Origin of the sequence: Thermoanaerobacter wiegelii Rt8.B1 (assembly GCF_000147695.2) — a bacterium.
Classification (GTDB): Bacteria; Bacillota; Thermoanaerobacteria; order Thermoanaerobacterales; family Thermoanaerobacteraceae; genus Thermoanaerobacter; species Thermoanaerobacter ethanolicus.
This window is the reverse complement of the sequence record NC_015958.1, coordinates 70,001-86,814: the sequence shown is the minus strand read 5'-3', so window position 1 is coordinate 86,814 and position 16,814 is coordinate 70,001. Positions and strand designations below refer to the sequence as shown.

Sequence of the window (16,814 nt, the reverse complement as noted above, 5' to 3'; positions counted from 1 at the left end):
GTCAATAAAAAAGTACCTTTGATTTTAAAAATAAAAAACACCTCCTTTGAGGTGTATATTATCCTTGAAGTTGAAGCCCTTTTAATGCAAAATTAAATACACTATCTGTTATATCTTGTGGATTAAATTTCTCGTCACTATCTTCTACTACTTTCAAAGCCAAAATTGAACTTATCATGCCAAAAAAAGCTGCTGCTACTATCTTTTCATCGCAATCAGCAATGAGTTTTTGTTCCTTGCCTTCTCTAATAATATTTTCTATTAGCTCAAGATAAGTATACAATTTCTCTCTGAATTTGCGAGGAACTTCCCCATGACCCCATATTTGGCTTAGCAAAACTATTATAAAGTCGTGATTTCTATACAAAAAATTAGTCTGTACAAAGATGATTTTCCGTAGTTTTTCTACAGCATTATTTAGCTTGCCTATCTCTTCTATTGCCTCTTGTTTCAAAATCTTTATACCTTCATCAATTAAAAAATCCAATATGTCATCTTTGCTTTTAAAATGATAATACAAGGTCCCTTTTGCTACTCCAGCATTTTCCGCTATTTCTTCCATTGTGGTTTTGTAAAATCCGCTTTTTGAAAAGGTCTTTATCGCCGCTTTAAAAATCTTTTCTTTTGTCTTATTCATTCTCCTTCATTCCCTTTTTAAGAAATTAAACATATATCATTTTAACTGTCATTCCGCCATCCACAATGAGATTCGCTCCTGTAATAAAAGAAGCTTCTTCCGAACATAAAAATAAACATGCATTTGCTACGTCCTCTGGCTTACCTACCCGTCCTGCAGGATGCTGCAAATGGTCCTCTTCTGTCAATTGGGGCTTTTTAGCTTCTCTACTTTTCTTCCATTCAGATACTTCTATCCATCCGGGACTTATAGAATTCACCCTTATTTTATCATAACTTAAACTTATTGCAAGAGAGTGGGTTAAGGCTATAATACCACCTTTTGAAGCAGAATAAGGTTCTGTATGAGGTTCAGACATAAATGCCCTTGTAGACGCTATATTTATTATGACTCCTCCGCCATTGTCTCTCATGTGAGGAGCAACATATTTTGAACACATATATGTTCCTCTTAAGTTCACATTTATGACTCTATCCCATTCCTCCATGGGCCTTGTGTAAATCGTCCCTCCTGCTCCAATACCTGCATTGTTTATCAAAATATCGATCTTGCCGTATGCTTTTATCGTCTTATCTACCATGTTTTTAACATCTTCCTCTAAAGAAACATCTGTATGTACAAAAAGTGAGTCTCCACCTTTAGATTTTATATATTCTTCATTTTCTATGCCAGCTTCATCGTCAATATCAGCTATAACTACTTTTGCTCCTTTTTCAGCAAAAGTTCGCGCAATAAACCGCCCTATTCCTTGTCCTCCTCCTGTCACTATCACTACTTTCCCATTAAAATCCATAGTTAACCCTCCAATTTTTAATTACAAAAGAAGATAAGGTAACCTCATGATTAAAATTAAAAAAGCAAAGAGGTTTACCTTATCATAAATAGTATAACTTAAAAGTTTTATAAAAATCAAATAAATGGGTTGCATAAATTATTTTAACTTATACCTTTCTATAGCACTTTCTATAATCTTCCTAATAAATTCTCCTCTTGTTAAACCTGCCGCTTTTGCCATATAACCCATGTATCCGTGATGAACATGTTTTTCACCTTTGCTACTTGACATTGTAAGTCCCGCAAATGTATTCAATTCTAAGAAATAAGGAACATTATCTTTGCTTAGAATCATATCAATTCTCGCAAAATCCTTTGCATTTAAAACCTTATAAATATTTAAAGCCGTCTCTTTAATCTTTTCTTCCACTTCCTTTGATACTTCCATAGGGCATTTTATTATCTCATTGTCAAACATTTTATGTTCATAAGTATTAGTTTTAACGTTATTATATCCTACTTCCAATAAAGGCAATACTTGTGGGTGTTTATATCCAATTATTCCAACGGTCACTTCTTTTCCTTCAATAAATTCTTCAATTAAAGCTGCTTGTCCTATTTTATCGGTTATTTTGCTCACTACTTGTGGAAGTTTGTCCTTATCATAAATTATATTTTCTTCATCTATACCTGCACTTCCTCTTCCACTTATAGGTTTTGCAAATAGAGGAAATTTAAGATGGTCTACAGAAGGAATTTCTTGAGGATTTTGTGCAATTACATATTTAGGCGTAGGCAAACCGTGAGAAGCCACAATGTCCTTCCTCATTCTCTTATCAGTTGCTACTACGTCCAATCCAGATCCAACATATGGTATGTTGAATACTTCTAAAAATGCTACTTCTTTCATACTTGAGGCATTAAAAATTAAATCCACCTTTTCTTTTTTATAGTTTCATAAGTTTCTAATGGATCTTCCTTCCATTCTATGAGGACTGAATCAAATCCAGCTTCTTTTATGGCCATATAATGATGGTATGCTTCATCATAGGCATCGTCATATACTTTGTCTGGTGTCAATTTCCTCTGAAATTCGACATTCCTGAATTTCCTCCAAAGCACACCAATTTTCATATGTCATCACCTTTTCAATTTTTATAAAAATTTTTGAAAGGAAAAGGAAAAACTACTTAAATACAGTTTCTGTGTGATTCACCACCATGTCAGTTATAATCAGTGAAATCAAGCTTTCTGCTCCTTCATTTAAATTTACTCCCTCTTTAGTTATACCGTCGTAACAACCCCCTGTCTCCTCATCTATTAAGCTTTCATTCTTTGAATTTTCTCCCAAAAACCATTTGTAACATTTTATAGCTTTTTCTCTGTACTTTTCTTCTTTAAAAATTTTATAAGCTTCTGTATACATAAGAGCAGTCTCACAAGCCTCTATTGGTTGTTCATCAAATTCTGCAGGTTTTTCATCTCCTTTTTTGTACCAACCTTTACAACCTATCGGCTTAAAATACCCACTTCTAAAAGTTACTTTCTCTAAAAATTCCATGCTCTCTTTTGCAGCATCTAAGACTTCTTCATCTCTTGTAATAGTGTATGACCTAAGAAGAGTCCAAGGAAGTACGGCATTGCTGTAAGTCATTATATTTTCAAACCATTTCCACTCTTCATCTTTGTTTTCCCTATATTTTTGAACTATTTTTTTGAAATAGAAGTTATCAAATTTTTTATCTTCTCTTTGTTAAATTCAGTAACATCAGAACTGTATAAAAGGCTTAATCCTATTAACGAATAAGCATTACCGCGAAGAGAATTTAAATTTGCTACATTGGGCAAAGCTTTTTTGATTAATGTCACAGCAACACTTTGATAACCATTAGACAAATTAGTATTTAATAAATATCCTAATGCCCATAAAGTTCTGCCAAAGCAATCTTCTGAGCCAACTTCTTCAATAAATTCTCTATTGTAGTTCATAAAATTTCTAAAATATCCTTTGCCGTTTTGGGCATAAATCAAGAAAGAAAGGTATCTCTTTAAAAGATCAAGGTATTTTTCATCTTTGTAAACTTCATATAGCATTGAAGCAGCAATGAGAGCCCTTGAATTGTCATCAGTAGTGTAACCTTTTGTCAAATCAGGAATAGAGTAAAGGGAATGCTGTAAAATGCCTGTATCGTCCGTTAGCTTGAAAAGATGCTGAAACTTAGTTGCTAGTTTCATTATTTCAATTCCCCCTTCCTCTATATCACAACTTCCTCCCTTGATTTAATGTCCAATACAGACAAAATCATTATGACATATCTGTAAGCAACGTTATTCCACATCATTGTATTCCCTAATTTTTTAATTTCTGACTCTATCTGCAGCCTTTTCTCAGGGTTTTCAAATATATACTCAATATGTTTAGCTAAAGACTTTGCATCACGGAAATTAGCAAGCAATCCTCTTCCTTCTCCTAAAATTTCTTCAGCGTACATATAAGGAGTGGAAATAATCACTTTCCCTAAACCTGCTGCATATGCTAAAGTACCGCTTACAGCTTGTTCTTTGTTTAAGTATGGAGTCATATATATATCTGACATCTTCAAATACTCCAAAATCTCTTTCTTCGTAAGATATTTGTCCACAAATTTTACATTATCTTCTACTCCAAGGTCATGGACTAGTTTTTGAAGTTTCTCCCTATACTCTTCCCCAAATTCTCTCTTTATGTTTGGATGGGTTTGCCCTAAAATTAGGTATAATACATCTTTGTATTTTTTAGCCACAATACTTATTGCTTCTATGCCATACTCTATTCCTTTGCCCGGATTTATAAGACCAAAAGTGCTTATTATTCTTCTGCCTTTAAATCCATATCTTTCTTTCAATGTTTCTTTGGGTAATACTGGAAGATTGGGCACACCGTGAGGAATGACAGTGATTTTATTAGAAGGTATGTGATATATCTTTTCAAGAAGTGGTATAGTATTTTTAGCCATTGTAACTACTTTAACACTTTTTTTACCTAATTCTTTAAGTATCATAAGTTGTTTTTCATTTGGATTTGATAATACTGTGTGGACTGTCAAAACAAAGGGTATATTTAAATTGTCTACCAAATCTAATAAGTACTCTCCACTTTCTCCTCCAAATATTCCGTATTCATGTTCTATAATGAGCAAATCTATGTCAGATTCATTTAATTCACGGGCTAATCTTACATAATCTTCTCTTACAAATTGTTGTAACTGATATTTAACATCACTATCGTATTCGTAAGTTTTATTATCGTTTATTGCAATTACTCCTACAAAATTAATAAGTTTTATCTTTTTTATTTCATTAACTAAATCTTGAGTAAAAGTAGCAATGCCACATTCTCTTGGTGGATAAGTGCTCAAAAATGCTACATTTCTCCCCAATACGCTCATCATATCACGCCCCCTTCTTAGTTTGTTTAGTATTAAGTTGTCAACGTAGTACTTGCCAATCTATTAGCTGTAAACACTGTATTTTTAACTTCCATATTCACTTCTACTATACATTCTGAAGTGACAACTGCATTCTCTAATCTTGCAAACCTGCGCACTTTTACATTATCCCACAATACACTTTGTGATACTTTGCTCTCTTGACCTATTCGACAGTTATTCCCAATTACTGTATACGGACCAACTGTAGCATAGGCATCAATTTCAGTATTATTTCCAATATAAGCAGGTCCTATCACTTTTGCGGTAGGATGAATTTTAACATTGTCTCCTAAAATTATGCCTCTTGAGGAAGTAGTACTTACAAATCTTGATTTTCCTTTTAAAATGTCCTCATGAACTTTTTTGTATTTATCTATTGTACCTATGTCTATCCAGTAACCGTTAAATTTATAAATAGCCATTCTATACCCTTTTTCCAAAAGTTTGGGATATGTCTCCCTCTCTACAGATACTACTGTATTTTCAGGAATTTCTTTTAACACCTCAGGTTCAAATACATATACTCCTGCGTTAATATACTTAGAATTGCTCTCGCCTGGTTTGGGCTTTTCTTTGAAAGCAGTTATAAAGCCTTTTTCATCAAATTCTATAACTCCGTACTGAGAAGTATCTCTTACTTCAATAGATGCAATAGTTACTTGAGCTCTTCTTCTCTTGTGGTATTTTATCAAATCTGCATAGTCAATATCACTGACGATATCAGAGTTTAAAATGAGGAAAGTATCATCAAAAAATTTTTCGGCGTTTTTTATTGCCCCACCAGTCCCCAAAGGAGATTCTTCTGTAATATAGTGTATTTTTGCACCTAAGTCCTCTTTTGGCTTGAAGTAATCTTCAATGTACTGAGACTTATAATAAGTACTTATTACAACTTCATCTACTCCACTTCTTTTAAGGTTTAAAATAATCCTTTCTAAAAGAGGTCTTCCCATGATAGGAACCATTGGTTTTGGCAGGTCATCTGTAAGAGGTCTTAGCCTTGTTCCCAAACCTCCTGCCAATAACAACGCCTTCATAAAAGACCCCTCCTTTATGAAGTTTTTCAAAAATTAACCTTAAAAACAAAAGAAGGGCGTGATACAAGTGATATAATTTATAAGAACGATAAGAACTAAGAAGAGGAGAAATATATTAGCACTCTTGAAATTCGGCTGCTAATAAGTATTATAATTAATCCTTTTTGGCATGTCAAGTACTTTTCTGTAAATAAAAAACAGGCCTTTTAAAAGCCTGCTAAAATTTGATATCTTTCATCTCTAATATCGCCACGCCTATAACAGTATCCGCGCCCCCATAATAAACGTAAATAGTATCATCTTTTACTGCATTACCACAACTAAATACAACATTAGGAATGTATCCTTCTTTTTCCCACTGTAGTTCTGGCTCTAAGATAGGTTCTTTTTGCCTTGCAATAATCTTTGATGGATCTTCTAAATCTAAAAGGACTGCTCCCAATCTATATACATTATTGTCATCAGCTGCATGGTATATCAAAAACCAACCATCTTTTGTCCTAATAGGCGGCCCTCCAATTCCGACTCTCGCACTTTCCCACGTTCCAGGAATTGGCTTAATGATAGGCTTATGGTCATACCAATTTTTTAAATCTTCTGAAAAGGCAATCCATATATCTGGATACCTTCTATGAAGCATCACATACTTTCCATTGATTTTTTCAGGAAATAAAGAGGCGTCTTTATTAGGTTCATCTAAAACTACTCCTTTTCTCTCCCAATCTATAAGGTTTTTGGAGATAGCCAAACAAATCCTATAGTCATCTGTGAACCTATCCCCAAAACCTGTGTACATCATATAATAAATGCCGTCAATTTTGACTATCCTTGGGTCTTCTAATCCTCTGAGCTCTTGTTCTGTCTCATTGCTCATCACTGGTTTGTCTAATCTCATAAAATTAATCCCGTCTTTGCTAACTGCATACCCCAGGCGAGAAGTATATTTCCCATATTTGGCGTGAGGTCCAATGTCAGTAGCCCTATAAATCAAGTGAAACAGTCCATTGTCATAAATTGCTGCAGTATTAAAAACTGCTGCTCTTTCCCATTCATTTTCTGCTTTTGGCATTAATACTGGCTTATCCGACAATCTCTTTAACTTTATCACTCCATACACTCCTTTTAAAATTTTACTTTTTCTTTTTCAATGACTGCTACACCTATATGGGTATCTGCTGCTCCATAATACACATAATACATGTCATTCACTTCAACTGCTCCACAGCTAAATACCACATTAGGCACAAGTCCATTTATTTCCCAATCCAACTCTGGCTCTAAAATAGGCTCTTTTTGTCTCGCAACAACCTTTGATGGGTCCTTTAAGTCTAAAAGAGCTGCACCAAGTCTGTACACATTGTTGTCATCCACCCCGTGATATATTAAAAGCCATCCATCTTCTCTTTTTATAGGAGGTCCTGCTATGCCAATTTTCTTTGACTCCCATGTGTAAGGTTTAGGGGACATTATAATCTTATGGTCATACCAATTTACTAAATCATCAGAATAAGCAATCCAAATATCGGGCATTCTTCTATGGAAAAGCACATACTTTCCATCTATTTTTTCGGACAAAAGCGCCGCATCTTTATTGGGTTCATCAAGAACAATTCTATGTCCTTTCCAATTTTTTAAATCATCAGACCAAACCATACATATTCTAAAATCCAACCAGTCCCTTCCTCCAAAACCTGTATAGAGCATGTAATACTTGTCGTCAATTTTTGTAATTCTTGGGTCTTCTACTCCCCACGCTTCTTGTGGGGGGTCCCCCACTAAAACAGGCTTGTCAAATCTTTCAAAATTTATACCATCTTCGCTTACAGCATATCCAATTGAGGATACAAATTTATATTTTTCTTCTGGCTTTTCAGTATTCAAAACAAATTTATTATTAGAGGCTCTGTAAAACAAGTGGAATTTATTATCTTCATATATTACTGCTGCATTAAAAACAGCCTCCTTTTCCCATTCATGCTCTTTTATTGGCGACAATATAGGTTTGTTACTAAGTCTTGTTAGCCTGAACATCTTTATACCCCCTTTTCCAGCAAAATTGCAACTACTCCATTAGCCTCTATTGTGAAATTTTCTAAATTAATCTGCCTTCCGCTGATTAAATCTTGTATTTTCTCATTATTTTTTGTTTTTCTACTTATTCTTATTTTAGTATGAATATCTATGTCTTCATGATTTATAAAGAACACAAGGGTTTTCCTGCCATAATCAAACTCTTTTACTTCAATATAAGGAGATTCTACTTTTACGTTGTATTCTATTCCGCTCAGCTCTTTAGCATACTTATAAATCAAATAAGACCTGTCAGTCTTATATACATCGGGCATATAACTTAAATAGAGCTCAATAGGATACGTAACAAGAATAGCATTCCCTTTGCCATATTTATTTATAACTATTGCCGGGTTATTCTCATCATCATTTGCAATTACACGGCCTGTTGTCGGCTTTGCAATAAGTCTTTTATTAAATTTAAGAGCTTTATAATTTAAATCAATTCCAAGTTCTTCACAATGCATTGATACTGTCTCATTTTTGGGCACCATAGAATATTGCGTTTTAACTCCAAAAACCTCATCAAAACCTTCTACAGAAATTCCATCGTATGATACATACAAAGTGCCACCATTTTTAACAAAATCCATAATTTTTACCCATTGGTCATAATTTAAATGCCCTTTTCTATAAGCGGAAGGCAGTATAAGCATTTTATACTTACTAAAATCTCCATCAGCTCTTACCAATTCAACATCTATACCTGCTTCCTTTGCCAGTATAAAACTATTTAAAAGAATCCTAAAATTTCTCTCTGGAGTATAATCGTTACCTACAAATAAAGCACTATAATACTTATCCGGAATGATTATCGCGGCATCACACTTTTTGTGTTTTAAATCCTTATACTCAATTTTATTCATAAATTCAGAAAAAGCTTTTATTTCAAGTCCTGCTTTTTTAACTCTTCCATCAACTGCTGTTATACCAAATTGCGTTTCAAAGGGGGTAGAATTATAGGGAAGCCTTTCGCCAACAGAAAAATCTCCAAAGCACCAGGCTATTGCACCTATCGATTCATTCGCAAGAAGGCTATACAGAACCACCTTGTAATAATTTCCCTCTATATCTTCACTCATCATAAGTGTAGTTGCACCAAATTCCTCCAGTAGCACTTCTTTGCCACCCATAGCTTGGGTGAGTTTAGAAGCAAAAGGTGCCATATAAGTGCTTCTTATAGAATTTACAGGGTCTATACATGTATCTGTATAAATTGGATATGCGTGCATACACAGAAAATCATTTCCTTCTTGCAAGTCTTCAGGATAAAAATTATTATCGGTAAGAAGAGATGCCTGGTGTATTCCAAGTGTTACGGGATGATTTTTGTCGTATTTTTTTATCTCATTTGATAAGACATAGTTCCACAGCCAAGCATCATGTCTTGACTCTGCTTTTACATAATTATCTGGCTCATTTGAAAGGTCCCAAAACAAAATAGCAGATTCATCTTTGTACCTCTCAGCAAAAAAGCGTACCAATTTAATTTGATACCTCAACATAAATGAATCACTGTATATATTCCTACCTTCTCTCCACGGCACATCCCAATTCTCACCGCTCATATGCCCCACAAAAAAAGTAGGCGCGATTTTCATATCAACTTCATGACATATTTTAATAAGCTCGTCAAACTTTTTCACCGCTTCCTCTGATATTACATCAGGCTTTGGCTGAAAATCCTCCCAAAAAAGATTTATTCTCATTACATTAATGCCTAAGCTTTTCGCTTCAATAAATTCACTTTTTATCTCATCATAATTCCACTCTTTCCACATTTCAATGCCATGATTTCTCGGCCAATAATTAGCTCCTATTATAAATTCATCTGCAAATTTTGCCATTTTTCTACCTCCGTCATATTATTTTAAAACAAACTGTATACCTTCTTTAAAATTCTTGCTAAAAATTATAAACAAAATAAGTATTGGCATTGTCAAAATTACAGAAGCAGCATACATTGGTCCCGGATATGCACCATATGGTCCAAACATTTGTGCTAGCATAACATTCAGAGTAAGAAGATTTTGATCATGCACGACGAGCATATCCCACAAAAGCTCTACCCATCTTTCCATAAATAAAAACAGGAAAATAACTGTTGTAATTGATTTTGACATTGGCAAAACAATCTTAAAAAGTATTTTAATTTCATTTGCACCATCTATTTTTGCAGCCTCAATTAACTCGTTTGGTATTGCTTTAAAAAAATTTGTATACATAAATATCGCCCATAAACTTACAGACTTTGGAATAATCATACCCCAATAAGTATCATATAATCCTAATTTTCTCACCAGCAAAAACGTAGGTATCAAAAGAATAATCGATGGATAAAACATCTGAAACATTATAATGTTATTTATTGTTCTGCTTCCTTTAAAAACTATTTTTGACAAGGCATATGCAACTAATAATGCTGTAACCATCATTAAAAATGTTGATGAAACTGTTACAATAATACTGTTAGCAAAGGCTCTGAGCCACGGACGTGGTGTAACATCTTCTCCTCCACGTAAAAGCCAAATATAAGATTTCAATGTAATTCCTGTTGGTATTATTTTTCTATCAACTTGATCCCATGGTGCAAGCGAATTTAATACCATATACAAATATGGGTATACCATTATAATTAAAAAAATAATGGCTATTGTATACAATAATATAAGTTGCAATTTCTTATTTTTACTCCCAACCATAACTCTTCCCCCAAATTTCTAGCAATCTCCGAACAATTATTATGGTCACAAAAGTCACTACAGAATCAATAATTGCAATTGCAGAGCCGTAACCCGCATTTAGCTTGCTAAAAGCTTGGTTATATATTTCTATTTGCCATGTATTTGTTGAAAATCCAGGTCCTCCACCTGTTAATACATAGGGTTCTGTAAATATACCAAATACAAGTCCAACTGCCAATATAGTCACTGTAAACATAGCTGGATATAAAAGTGGCAGCGTAATTTTAAAAAATTTTATCCAACCTGTTGCACCATCTATAGCAGCAGCTTCATATACCTCACCCGGTATGCTCTCTAATCCAGATGTCAGTATAAGCGAATAATAACCCATAAATTTCCACGATATCATAACAGCAATAATCAATGGAGCAAGTATCTGTGAACCCAGCCAATCAATGTTTAAATGCCACGTATTTCTTAACCACACATTTAAAGCACTGTTATATGATAAAATTCCCTTTACCACTACTGATGTAGCAACACCAGAGGCAAGATAGGGAAGAAAATATCCTACAGAAAAAAACTTTTAAATCTTGGCAAACTGTTTATAATAAGAGAAATTACCAAAGATCCAATTAATACCATAGGCACAAATATTATCATAAACTTATATGTTACAAAAAATGCCGCTTTTACTCCTGGACTTTTAACTGCTTGAATAAAGTTTAAAAAACCAACATTCTCATATTGAGGTGAAATAAGATTCCAGTTAGTAAAAGATAAAAATAATGCTCCAAAAAGCGGAATTACGAAAAATATTAAACTGTATACAAGGTATGGGCTGGCAAAAAGCCAACCCAATTTCTCTTGTCCTTTTTTCATTTAAGAACCCCCTGAATCGCCTTTTTCATATCATCCCAAGCCTTTTGTGCATCTACTTGTCCTGCCACAACAGGATTTACAGCTTTTTGGCCAATTAATGTCTGAATATCGTTAAATTTAGCATTATCAATAGGCGGAATAGCATTTGGTATAGATTCAGCATACAGTTGAAGCTCAGGATGATCTTTTAAGTAATTTTTAAATTGTTCGTTTGTATTGACATCATCTCTTGCTGGTGGAAGATTAGTAATTTCAAACCATTTCATATCATTTTCGGGATTAGAATATACCCATTTTATAAATTCCATTGCTGCTTTTTGCTTTTCAGGACTTGATTGTGCATATATTACAAGGCCTTTTGTATCTGCAAATGTTTTTACATTATCTGTACTCATTCCATCTGGCACTGGAGGTAGTGCAAGCACATAAGTTTCATTTAGCTTAAGTTCTGGATATTTGTCCTTCCATGTATTAAACGTCCAAGGACCAATTGTTGTCCATACACTTATTCCTGTTTCAAAAGGATCCGTAGCTTTTTGCGTTAATATAAGCTTATTTTTTGCCATATCCTCAAGGAATTTAAGTGTAGCAACTCCGGCTTTATCATCAGCAACAAAATTATTTCCCTCTATGAATTTATTACCGTTTGAAGCTGCATCATAAAGCATAAAGAAGTCAAACCATCTTTTCCACCAGGTAGAGTCAATTAAATCTGGATTTGCCCATAAATACTTGTCAGGATATTTTTCTTTTAATTTTTTCCCTAATTCAATAATTTGACTATAAGTTTTTGGAGGTTCATTATATCCCAATTGCTTTAAAATATCGATCCTCCATGCAAAAAGCATCGCGTTTGAATATATAGGCAATACATATTGATGCCCATCCGCAAACTCCCATGCCTGGATTGTGTTTCCCATATTTCTAGTTTTTATAATGTCATTCCATCCATCCATTGTATCAAGAGGTACTAATGCTTTACTGTCTACAAGTTGTGCCGCAAAACCACGGGAAATGTTTTCTGAAATTGTAGGAGCATTACCACCGGCAAGAGCTGCTTGAATTCCAGCTTCAGATGTTGGTGATTCAGGCATCGGACTAACATTTACTTTGATGTTTGGATTAACTTTTGCATATTCTTCAGCCATCTGTTTCCAGAAAGTCTGCTGCGGAGGATTTGGAGCAGCCCAAAAATCGATTGTAACAACTTTTTCTTTTGTTGTCTGTGATGCTTCATTCTTTTGGCTTGTACTAGTCCCACAGCCTGCCAAAAGTGATGCAACAAGAAGTAAAATTAGAATACTTTTAGCTATTTTTTTCATAAAACACACCTCCAAAAATTAATTTTATTTAAAAAACAGCTTAATGCTGTTTTTATGTCCTCTAAAAGTTTTTAATTTCTAACTTCCCTTACTGATTCCCTCTCTATCAGCTTAACCTCCATCCGTATGTGGTCACAGGGCTCTTTTGGGTTTTCCATCCTCCACAAAAGTCTTTTTACAGCTTTTGCTCCCATAAGTTCTTTATTTATGCGGATAGTAGTCAAATGCGGTGTCACAATGTTACATATATCAATATCATCAAAGCCAACTACAGAGATATCGTCAGGTACTTTAATACCCAAAATGCTCAATGCATTGTACAAGGTAATAGCAGCACTGTCGTTGGAGCATACCCATGCAGTAGGAAGTTTATCTAACTTTGAGATAATATTTGCTACCTCTTTGTAGTTTTTGCTTAAAACATATTGTTCTACCTGTCCTATTACACAATATCCAGGATTTACATTAAATATGGGATCTACATTAAGTCCTGCATTTCTCATCGCCTCGTTAAAGCCTAACCATCTTTCTTTAAAACTTAAAGAAAAATCTATTTCACCAAAAAAACCTATTTGAGTATGGCCTTTTCGAATAAGATATTGTGTTGCCATATATGAGCCAGGCATATTTTGAGTTAATACAGCATCTGTACTTATAGTAAATGAAGCATGGTCTACAAGGACAGTTGGTATATCATACTTCAATAATTTTTCCAGATGTTCATCTTTAATAGTACCAACCACTAAAATTCCTGAAACTTTTCTCGTTTCAACACTGGAAGGTACCTGAAAATCATCTTGATTCATAAAGTTTACTAAAATATCGTAATTATTTTTCTTTGCTTCATTCTCTATACCTAAAATTACTTTTGTATAAAAATGAGTATCGCGGAAATTTCTCTCTTCAATCAGTAGGCAAATATTTCTGAAATGATTTTTAGCAATAAAAGAGGGATTTTCATCAAAATACCCCATTTCATCAGCTGTTTTTAAAACTATTTTTCTTGTCTCTTCGCTCACCCCCACCTTGTCATTTAAAGCCAGGGACACAGCATTAATTGATAAGTTCAACCTTTCAGCGATATCTTTCATGGTCACTTTTTTCCTTTTAATTGCCGTCAAACTTAACACCTCTAAAAATCGTTTTCTTGTAATAGATTATAAATCATTTGAATTTAATTATCAAGCAAAATTTACTTGAATTATTATAGATTTTACTTGAATTTTGTTTGTTATAATCTTATCTTAACGATTACTTGAAATATATTCACAATAAAGTAGAGAACACAGCACTTTGTCTAATTTATAATTCAAGTAATTTAAAGTGAATTGAATAAACCAATATTATATACTCTAAAAATACAAAATTTCGTGTTATAATTACATCATAGACTCTTTTTGGAGGTAATTTACATGGCAAAAATGAGAATAGATAAACTTTTATCGAATATAGGCATTGGTACGAGAAAAGAAGTTAAAAAATTCATTAAAGAAGGTCTTGTATTGGTAAATGGAAATACAGTAAAAGATGCTGGTTTAATTGTAGATACTGAATCTGATGAAATTTTATTTGATGGTGAAAAGATCAATTACAAAGAATTTATATATATCATGATAAATAAGCCAAAAGGAGTTATTAGCGCCACATATGACGAAGTTGAAAAAACAGTTATTGACCTTCTTCCTCAAGAATTAAAAGCTCGAAATCCATTTCCCGTAGGAAGACTTGATAAAGATACAGAAGGATTGCTTCTTATAACTAATGACGGAGACTTGGCACATCAGCTTTTATCACCAAAAAAGAATGTTATAAAAAAATATTATGCTGAAATATTAGGTTTTGTCAATGAAAGCGACATTAAAGCTTTCAATGAAGGCATTATACTTGAAGATGGGTATAAAACTCTTCCCGCAAACCTTGAAATTCTTTTTTCTTCTTCTGATGTGTCGAAAGTTTACGTTTATATAAGAGAAGGAAAATATCACCAAATAAAAAGGATGTTTGAATCAGTCGGTAAAAAGGTCATATACCTCAAAAGATTGGCAATGGGTAGTCTCACCCTTGACGAAAATCTAAAACCTGGGGAGTGGAGAGAATTGTCTGAAGAAGAGCTATCTTTCCTGAAAAAGTCGATATAAAAACAAGGCTTTCACCAAAGCCTTGTTATATAAATCCCCCATCTACAGTTATAACTTGCCCTGTTATAAAATTTGCCTTGTCAGATAATAAAAACAGTACAGCATTTGCTACATCTTGAGGTTTCCCTATACTCATAAGTGGTATATCCTCAATTAAGTGTTTCTTTTCTTCCCTATTTAAAATGTTGTTCATTCGAGTATCAATTACTCCAGGAGCAATACAATTAACTCTTATTTTAGAAGGCCCTAACTCTTTTGCCAAAGCCTTTGTAAAAGCTATTATTCCTCCTTTAGATGCTGAATAATGTACTTCACAGGAAGCACCGGAAATACCCCAAATTGAAGAAATGTTTATTATACTCCCATGTTTTTGAGGCAACATATGCCTCAAAACACTTTGTGTGCAATTGAAAAGACCTTTTAAATTGACATTCATCATCCTATCCCAATCTTCTTCTGTTATTTCTATAAATGGTTTGATTTGGGCAATTCCTGCATTATTTATAAGATAGTCAATGCGACCAAATTTATTATAAATACTATCAATCATATTGTCTACCTGCTGTCTGTCTGAAATATCTGCTTTAAAAATTTCCGCATAACTAAAATTGCTTTTTATATACTCTCTTAATTTAACAGCTTGCTCATAACTGTTATTATAATGTATTGCTATAGAAGCCCCTTCTTTTGCAAGCTCTATACAAATTTCTCTTCCTATATCCCCAGCACCACCAGTTACAATCGCTACTTTGCCATTTAACATCTCTTTCACCTTCTAAATTAATTGACACTTCTTTTTGTAATTTTATAAAAAAATAAAATTATGTCAATATCAATAAAAAATACTAAAAAAGGTTCTGCATTTACCTCGCAGAACCTCTCATTTTCTTATGGAGCGGATGACGGGATTCGAACCCGCGATCCTCGGCTTGGGAAGCCGATGCTCTACCGCTGAGCCACATCCGCATCTCTTAAAAGTTGGCTCCTCAGGTAGGACTCGAACCTACAGCCTACCGGTTAACAGCCGGTTGCTCCACCATTGAGCTACTGAGGAATATTTTTAATTCCGGCAGCGACCTACTCTCCCGCGAAAGCAGTACCATCGGCGCTGGAGGGCTTAACTTCCGTGTTCGGAATGGGAACGGGTGTTTCCCCTCCGCTATCGCCACCGGAAATCTAGACCCTCAAAACTGCACAAAGCCTTCTCGGTCAAGTCCTCGACTGATTAGTACCGGTCAGCTAAGAGTGTTTCCACTCTTACACCCCCGGCCTATCTACCTCGTGGTCTTCGAGGTGTCTTACCCCTTACGGGTGGGAAACCTAATCTTGAGGCGGGCTTCACGCTTAGATGCTTTCAGCGTTTATCCCCTCCGAACTTGGCTACCCAGCTGTGCACCTGGCGGTGCAACTGGTACACCATCGGTTCGTCCACCCCGGTCCTCTCGTACTAGGGGCAGTGCCTCTCAAGTTTCCTTCGCCCGCGACGGATAGGGACCGAACTGTCTCACGACGTTCTGAACCCAGCTCGCGTACCGCTTTAATGGGCGAACAGCCCAACCCTTGGGACCTACTTCAGCCCCAGGATGCGATGAGCCGACATCGAGGTGCCAAACCTCCCCGTCGATGTGGACTCTTGGGGGAGATCAGCCTGTTATCCCCGGGGTAGCTTTTATCCGTTGAGCGACGGCGTTCCCACTCACTGCCGCCGGATCACTAAGCCCGACTTTCGTCCCTGCTCGAGATGTCTCTCTCGCAGTCAGGCTACCTTCTGCCTTTGCACTCTCTCGCGCGATTCCCGTC

At 34.8% G+C, this 16,814-nt stretch carries 16 protein-coding genes, 2 tRNA genes, 2 rRNA genes and 1 pseudogene (1 of these 21 cut by a window edge); 1 reads left to right on the top strand and 20 read right to left on the bottom strand.

Annotated elements, in window-relative coordinates; genetic code table 11:
- Positions 1–58 precede the first annotated feature (58 nt).
- The 15 genes and pseudogenes from THEWI_RS00430 to THEWI_RS00370 all read right to left on the bottom strand — a co-directional run bounded on the left by THEWI_RS00430 (position 59) and on the right by THEWI_RS00370 (position 13,997).
- Positions 59–637: a TetR/AcrR family transcriptional regulator gene (locus THEWI_RS00430; protein ID WP_014062026.1), complete on the bottom strand. Its 579-nt coding sequence runs from the start codon at positions 635–637 to the stop codon at positions 59–61.
- Positions 638–662: 25 nt separating this feature from the next.
- Positions 663–1,430, bottom strand: a complete 768-nt coding sequence (locus THEWI_RS00425; RefSeq protein WP_014062025.1) for an SDR family oxidoreductase — start codon at positions 1,428–1,430, stop codon at positions 663–665.
- 138 nt (positions 1,431–1,568) lie between these two features.
- Positions 1,569–2,321: a D-alanine--D-alanine ligase family protein gene (locus tag THEWI_RS00420; protein ID WP_244262267.1), complete on the bottom strand. Its 753-nt coding sequence runs from the start codon at positions 2,319–2,321 to the stop codon at positions 1,569–1,571.
- Between the two features lie 17 nt (positions 2,322–2,338).
- A complete protein-coding gene (locus THEWI_RS15725) occupies positions 2,339–2,545 on the bottom strand; it encodes a hypothetical protein (RefSeq protein WP_003868603.1) in 207 nt (68 codons plus the stop codon).
- Positions 2,546–2,597: 52 nt separating this feature from the next.
- Positions 2,598–3,646: pseudogene (locus tag THEWI_RS15355) on the bottom strand (glycoside hydrolase family protein).
- A gap of 20 nt (positions 3,647–3,666) precedes the next feature.
- The gene (locus THEWI_RS00410; protein WP_014062023.1) at positions 3,667–4,842 is read right to left on the bottom strand and encodes a glycosyltransferase family 4 protein; all 1,176 of its coding nucleotides are present in this window, start codon (positions 4,840–4,842) and stop codon (positions 3,667–3,669) included.
- 29 nt (positions 4,843–4,871) lie between these two features.
- Positions 4,872–5,918 carry a nucleotidyltransferase family protein gene (locus tag THEWI_RS00405; protein WP_014062022.1) on the bottom strand — a complete coding sequence of 349 codons (1,047 nt, stop codon included), beginning with the start codon at positions 5,916–5,918 and terminating at the stop codon, positions 4,872–4,874.
- Between the two features lie 217 nt (positions 5,919–6,135).
- A complete protein-coding gene (locus tag THEWI_RS00400; RefSeq protein ID WP_014062021.1) occupies positions 6,136–7,026 on the bottom strand; it encodes a beta-1,2-mannobiose phosphorylase in 891 nt (296 codons plus the stop codon).
- 14 nt (positions 7,027–7,040) lie between these two features.
- A complete protein-coding gene (locus THEWI_RS00395) occupies positions 7,041–7,949 on the bottom strand; it encodes a beta-1,2-mannobiose phosphorylase (RefSeq protein ID WP_014062020.1) in 909 nt (302 codons plus the stop codon).
- A 2-nt stretch (positions 7,950–7,951) separates the two neighbouring features.
- The gene (locus tag THEWI_RS00390; protein WP_014062019.1) at positions 7,952–9,835 is read right to left on the bottom strand and encodes a beta-galactosidase trimerization domain-containing protein; all 1,884 of its coding nucleotides are present in this window, start codon (positions 9,833–9,835) and stop codon (positions 7,952–7,954) included.
- Positions 9,836–9,853: 18 nt separating this feature from the next.
- Positions 9,854–10,690, bottom strand: a complete 837-nt coding sequence (locus tag THEWI_RS00385; RefSeq protein WP_003869934.1) for a carbohydrate ABC transporter permease — start codon at positions 10,688–10,690, stop codon at positions 9,854–9,856.
- Positions 10,677–11,198: a carbohydrate ABC transporter permease gene (locus THEWI_RS15720; RefSeq protein ID WP_244262264.1), complete on the bottom strand. Its 522-nt coding sequence runs from the start codon at positions 11,196–11,198 to the stop codon at positions 10,677–10,679. The genes THEWI_RS00385 and THEWI_RS15720 overlap by 14 nt, the downstream gene beginning before the upstream one ends.
- A 44-nt stretch (positions 11,199–11,242) precedes the next feature.
- Positions 11,243–11,554: a carbohydrate ABC transporter permease gene (locus THEWI_RS15715; RefSeq protein WP_244262263.1), complete on the bottom strand. Its 312-nt coding sequence runs from the start codon at positions 11,552–11,554 to the stop codon at positions 11,243–11,245.
- Positions 11,551–12,876, bottom strand: a complete 1,326-nt coding sequence (locus THEWI_RS00375; protein ID WP_014062018.1) for an extracellular solute-binding protein — start codon at positions 12,874–12,876, stop codon at positions 11,551–11,553. The genes THEWI_RS15715 and THEWI_RS00375 overlap by 4 nt, the downstream gene beginning before the upstream one ends.
- Before the next feature lie 71 nt (positions 12,877–12,947).
- Positions 12,948–13,997, bottom strand: a complete 1,050-nt coding sequence (locus THEWI_RS00370) for a LacI family DNA-binding transcriptional regulator (RefSeq protein ID WP_003869937.1) — start codon at positions 13,995–13,997, stop codon at positions 12,948–12,950.
- Between the two features lie 291 nt (positions 13,998–14,288).
- Here THEWI_RS00370 and THEWI_RS00365 point away from each other — a divergent pair, with 291 nt between their 5' ends.
- The gene (locus tag THEWI_RS00365; RefSeq protein WP_004404565.1) at positions 14,289–15,014 is read left to right on the top strand and encodes a pseudouridine synthase; all 726 of its coding nucleotides are present in this window, start codon (positions 14,289–14,291) and stop codon (positions 15,012–15,014) included.
- Between the two features lie 25 nt (positions 15,015–15,039).
- Here the strand turns inward: THEWI_RS00365 and ymfI are convergent, their stop codons facing one another.
- The 5 genes from ymfI to THEWI_RS00340 form a co-directional block, all read right to left on the bottom strand.
- Positions 15,040–15,777 (bottom strand): elongation factor P 5-aminopentanone reductase, encoded by a 738-nt coding sequence (ymfI, locus tag THEWI_RS00360; protein ID WP_003869939.1) that lies wholly within the window; start codon positions 15,775–15,777, stop codon positions 15,040–15,042.
- Positions 15,778–15,905: 128 nt separating this feature from the next.
- Positions 15,906–15,980: transfer RNA gene (locus THEWI_RS00355), tRNA-Gly, on the bottom strand.
- 13 nt (positions 15,981–15,993) lie between these two features.
- A tRNA-Asn gene (locus THEWI_RS00350) sits at positions 15,994–16,068 on the bottom strand.
- Positions 16,069–16,078: 10 nt separating this feature from the next.
- Positions 16,079–16,187: ribosomal RNA gene (rrf, locus tag THEWI_RS00345) — 5S ribosomal RNA — on the bottom strand.
- Positions 16,188–16,219: 32 nt separating this feature from the next.
- Positions 16,220–16,814 (bottom strand): 23S ribosomal RNA (locus THEWI_RS00340); it runs 2,287 nt beyond the window's last position.

Excerpts from the sequence above, each read along its gene's own strand:
- THEWI_RS00430 (WP_014062026.1), bottom strand. The coding sequence starts at position 637 with ATGAATAAGACAAAAGAAAAGATTTTTAAAGCGGCGATAAAGACCTTT.
- THEWI_RS00425 (WP_014062025.1), bottom strand. The coding sequence starts at position 1,430 with ATGGATTTTAATGGGAAAGTAGTGATAGTGACAGGAGGAGGACAAGGA.
- THEWI_RS00420 (WP_244262267.1), bottom strand. The coding sequence starts at position 2,321 with ATGAAAGAAGTAGCATTTTTAGAAGTATTCAACATACCATATGTTGGA.
- THEWI_RS15725 (WP_003868603.1), bottom strand. The coding sequence starts at position 2,545 with ATGAAAATTGGTGTGCTTTGGAGGAAATTCAGGAATGTCGAATTTCAG.
- THEWI_RS00410 (WP_014062023.1), bottom strand. The coding sequence starts at position 4,842 with ATGATGAGCGTATTGGGGAGAAATGTAGCATTTTTGAGCACTTATCCA.
- THEWI_RS00405 (WP_014062022.1), bottom strand. The coding sequence starts at position 5,918 with ATGAAGGCGTTGTTATTGGCAGGAGGTTTGGGAACAAGGCTAAGACCT.
- THEWI_RS00395 (WP_014062020.1), bottom strand. The coding sequence starts at position 7,949 with ATGTTCAGGCTAACAAGACTTAGTAACAAACCTATATTGTCGCCAATA.
- THEWI_RS00390 (WP_014062019.1), bottom strand. The coding sequence starts at position 9,835 with ATGGCAAAATTTGCAGATGAATTTATAATAGGAGCTAATTATTGGCCG.
- THEWI_RS00385 (WP_003869934.1), bottom strand. The coding sequence starts at position 10,690 with ATGGTTGGGAGTAAAAATAAGAAATTGCAACTTATATTATTGTATACA.
- THEWI_RS15715 (WP_244262263.1), bottom strand. The coding sequence starts at position 11,554 with ATGAAAAAAGGACAAGAGAAATTGGGTTGGCTTTTTGCCAGCCCATAC.
- THEWI_RS00375 (WP_014062018.1), bottom strand. The coding sequence starts at position 12,876 with ATGAAAAAAATAGCTAAAAGTATTCTAATTTTACTTCTTGTTGCATCA.
- THEWI_RS00365 (WP_004404565.1), top strand. The coding sequence starts at position 14,289 with ATGGCAAAAATGAGAATAGATAAACTTTTATCGAATATAGGCATTGGT.
- ymfI (WP_003869939.1), bottom strand. The coding sequence starts at position 15,777 with ATGTTAAATGGCAAAGTAGCGATTGTAACTGGTGGTGCTGGGGATATA.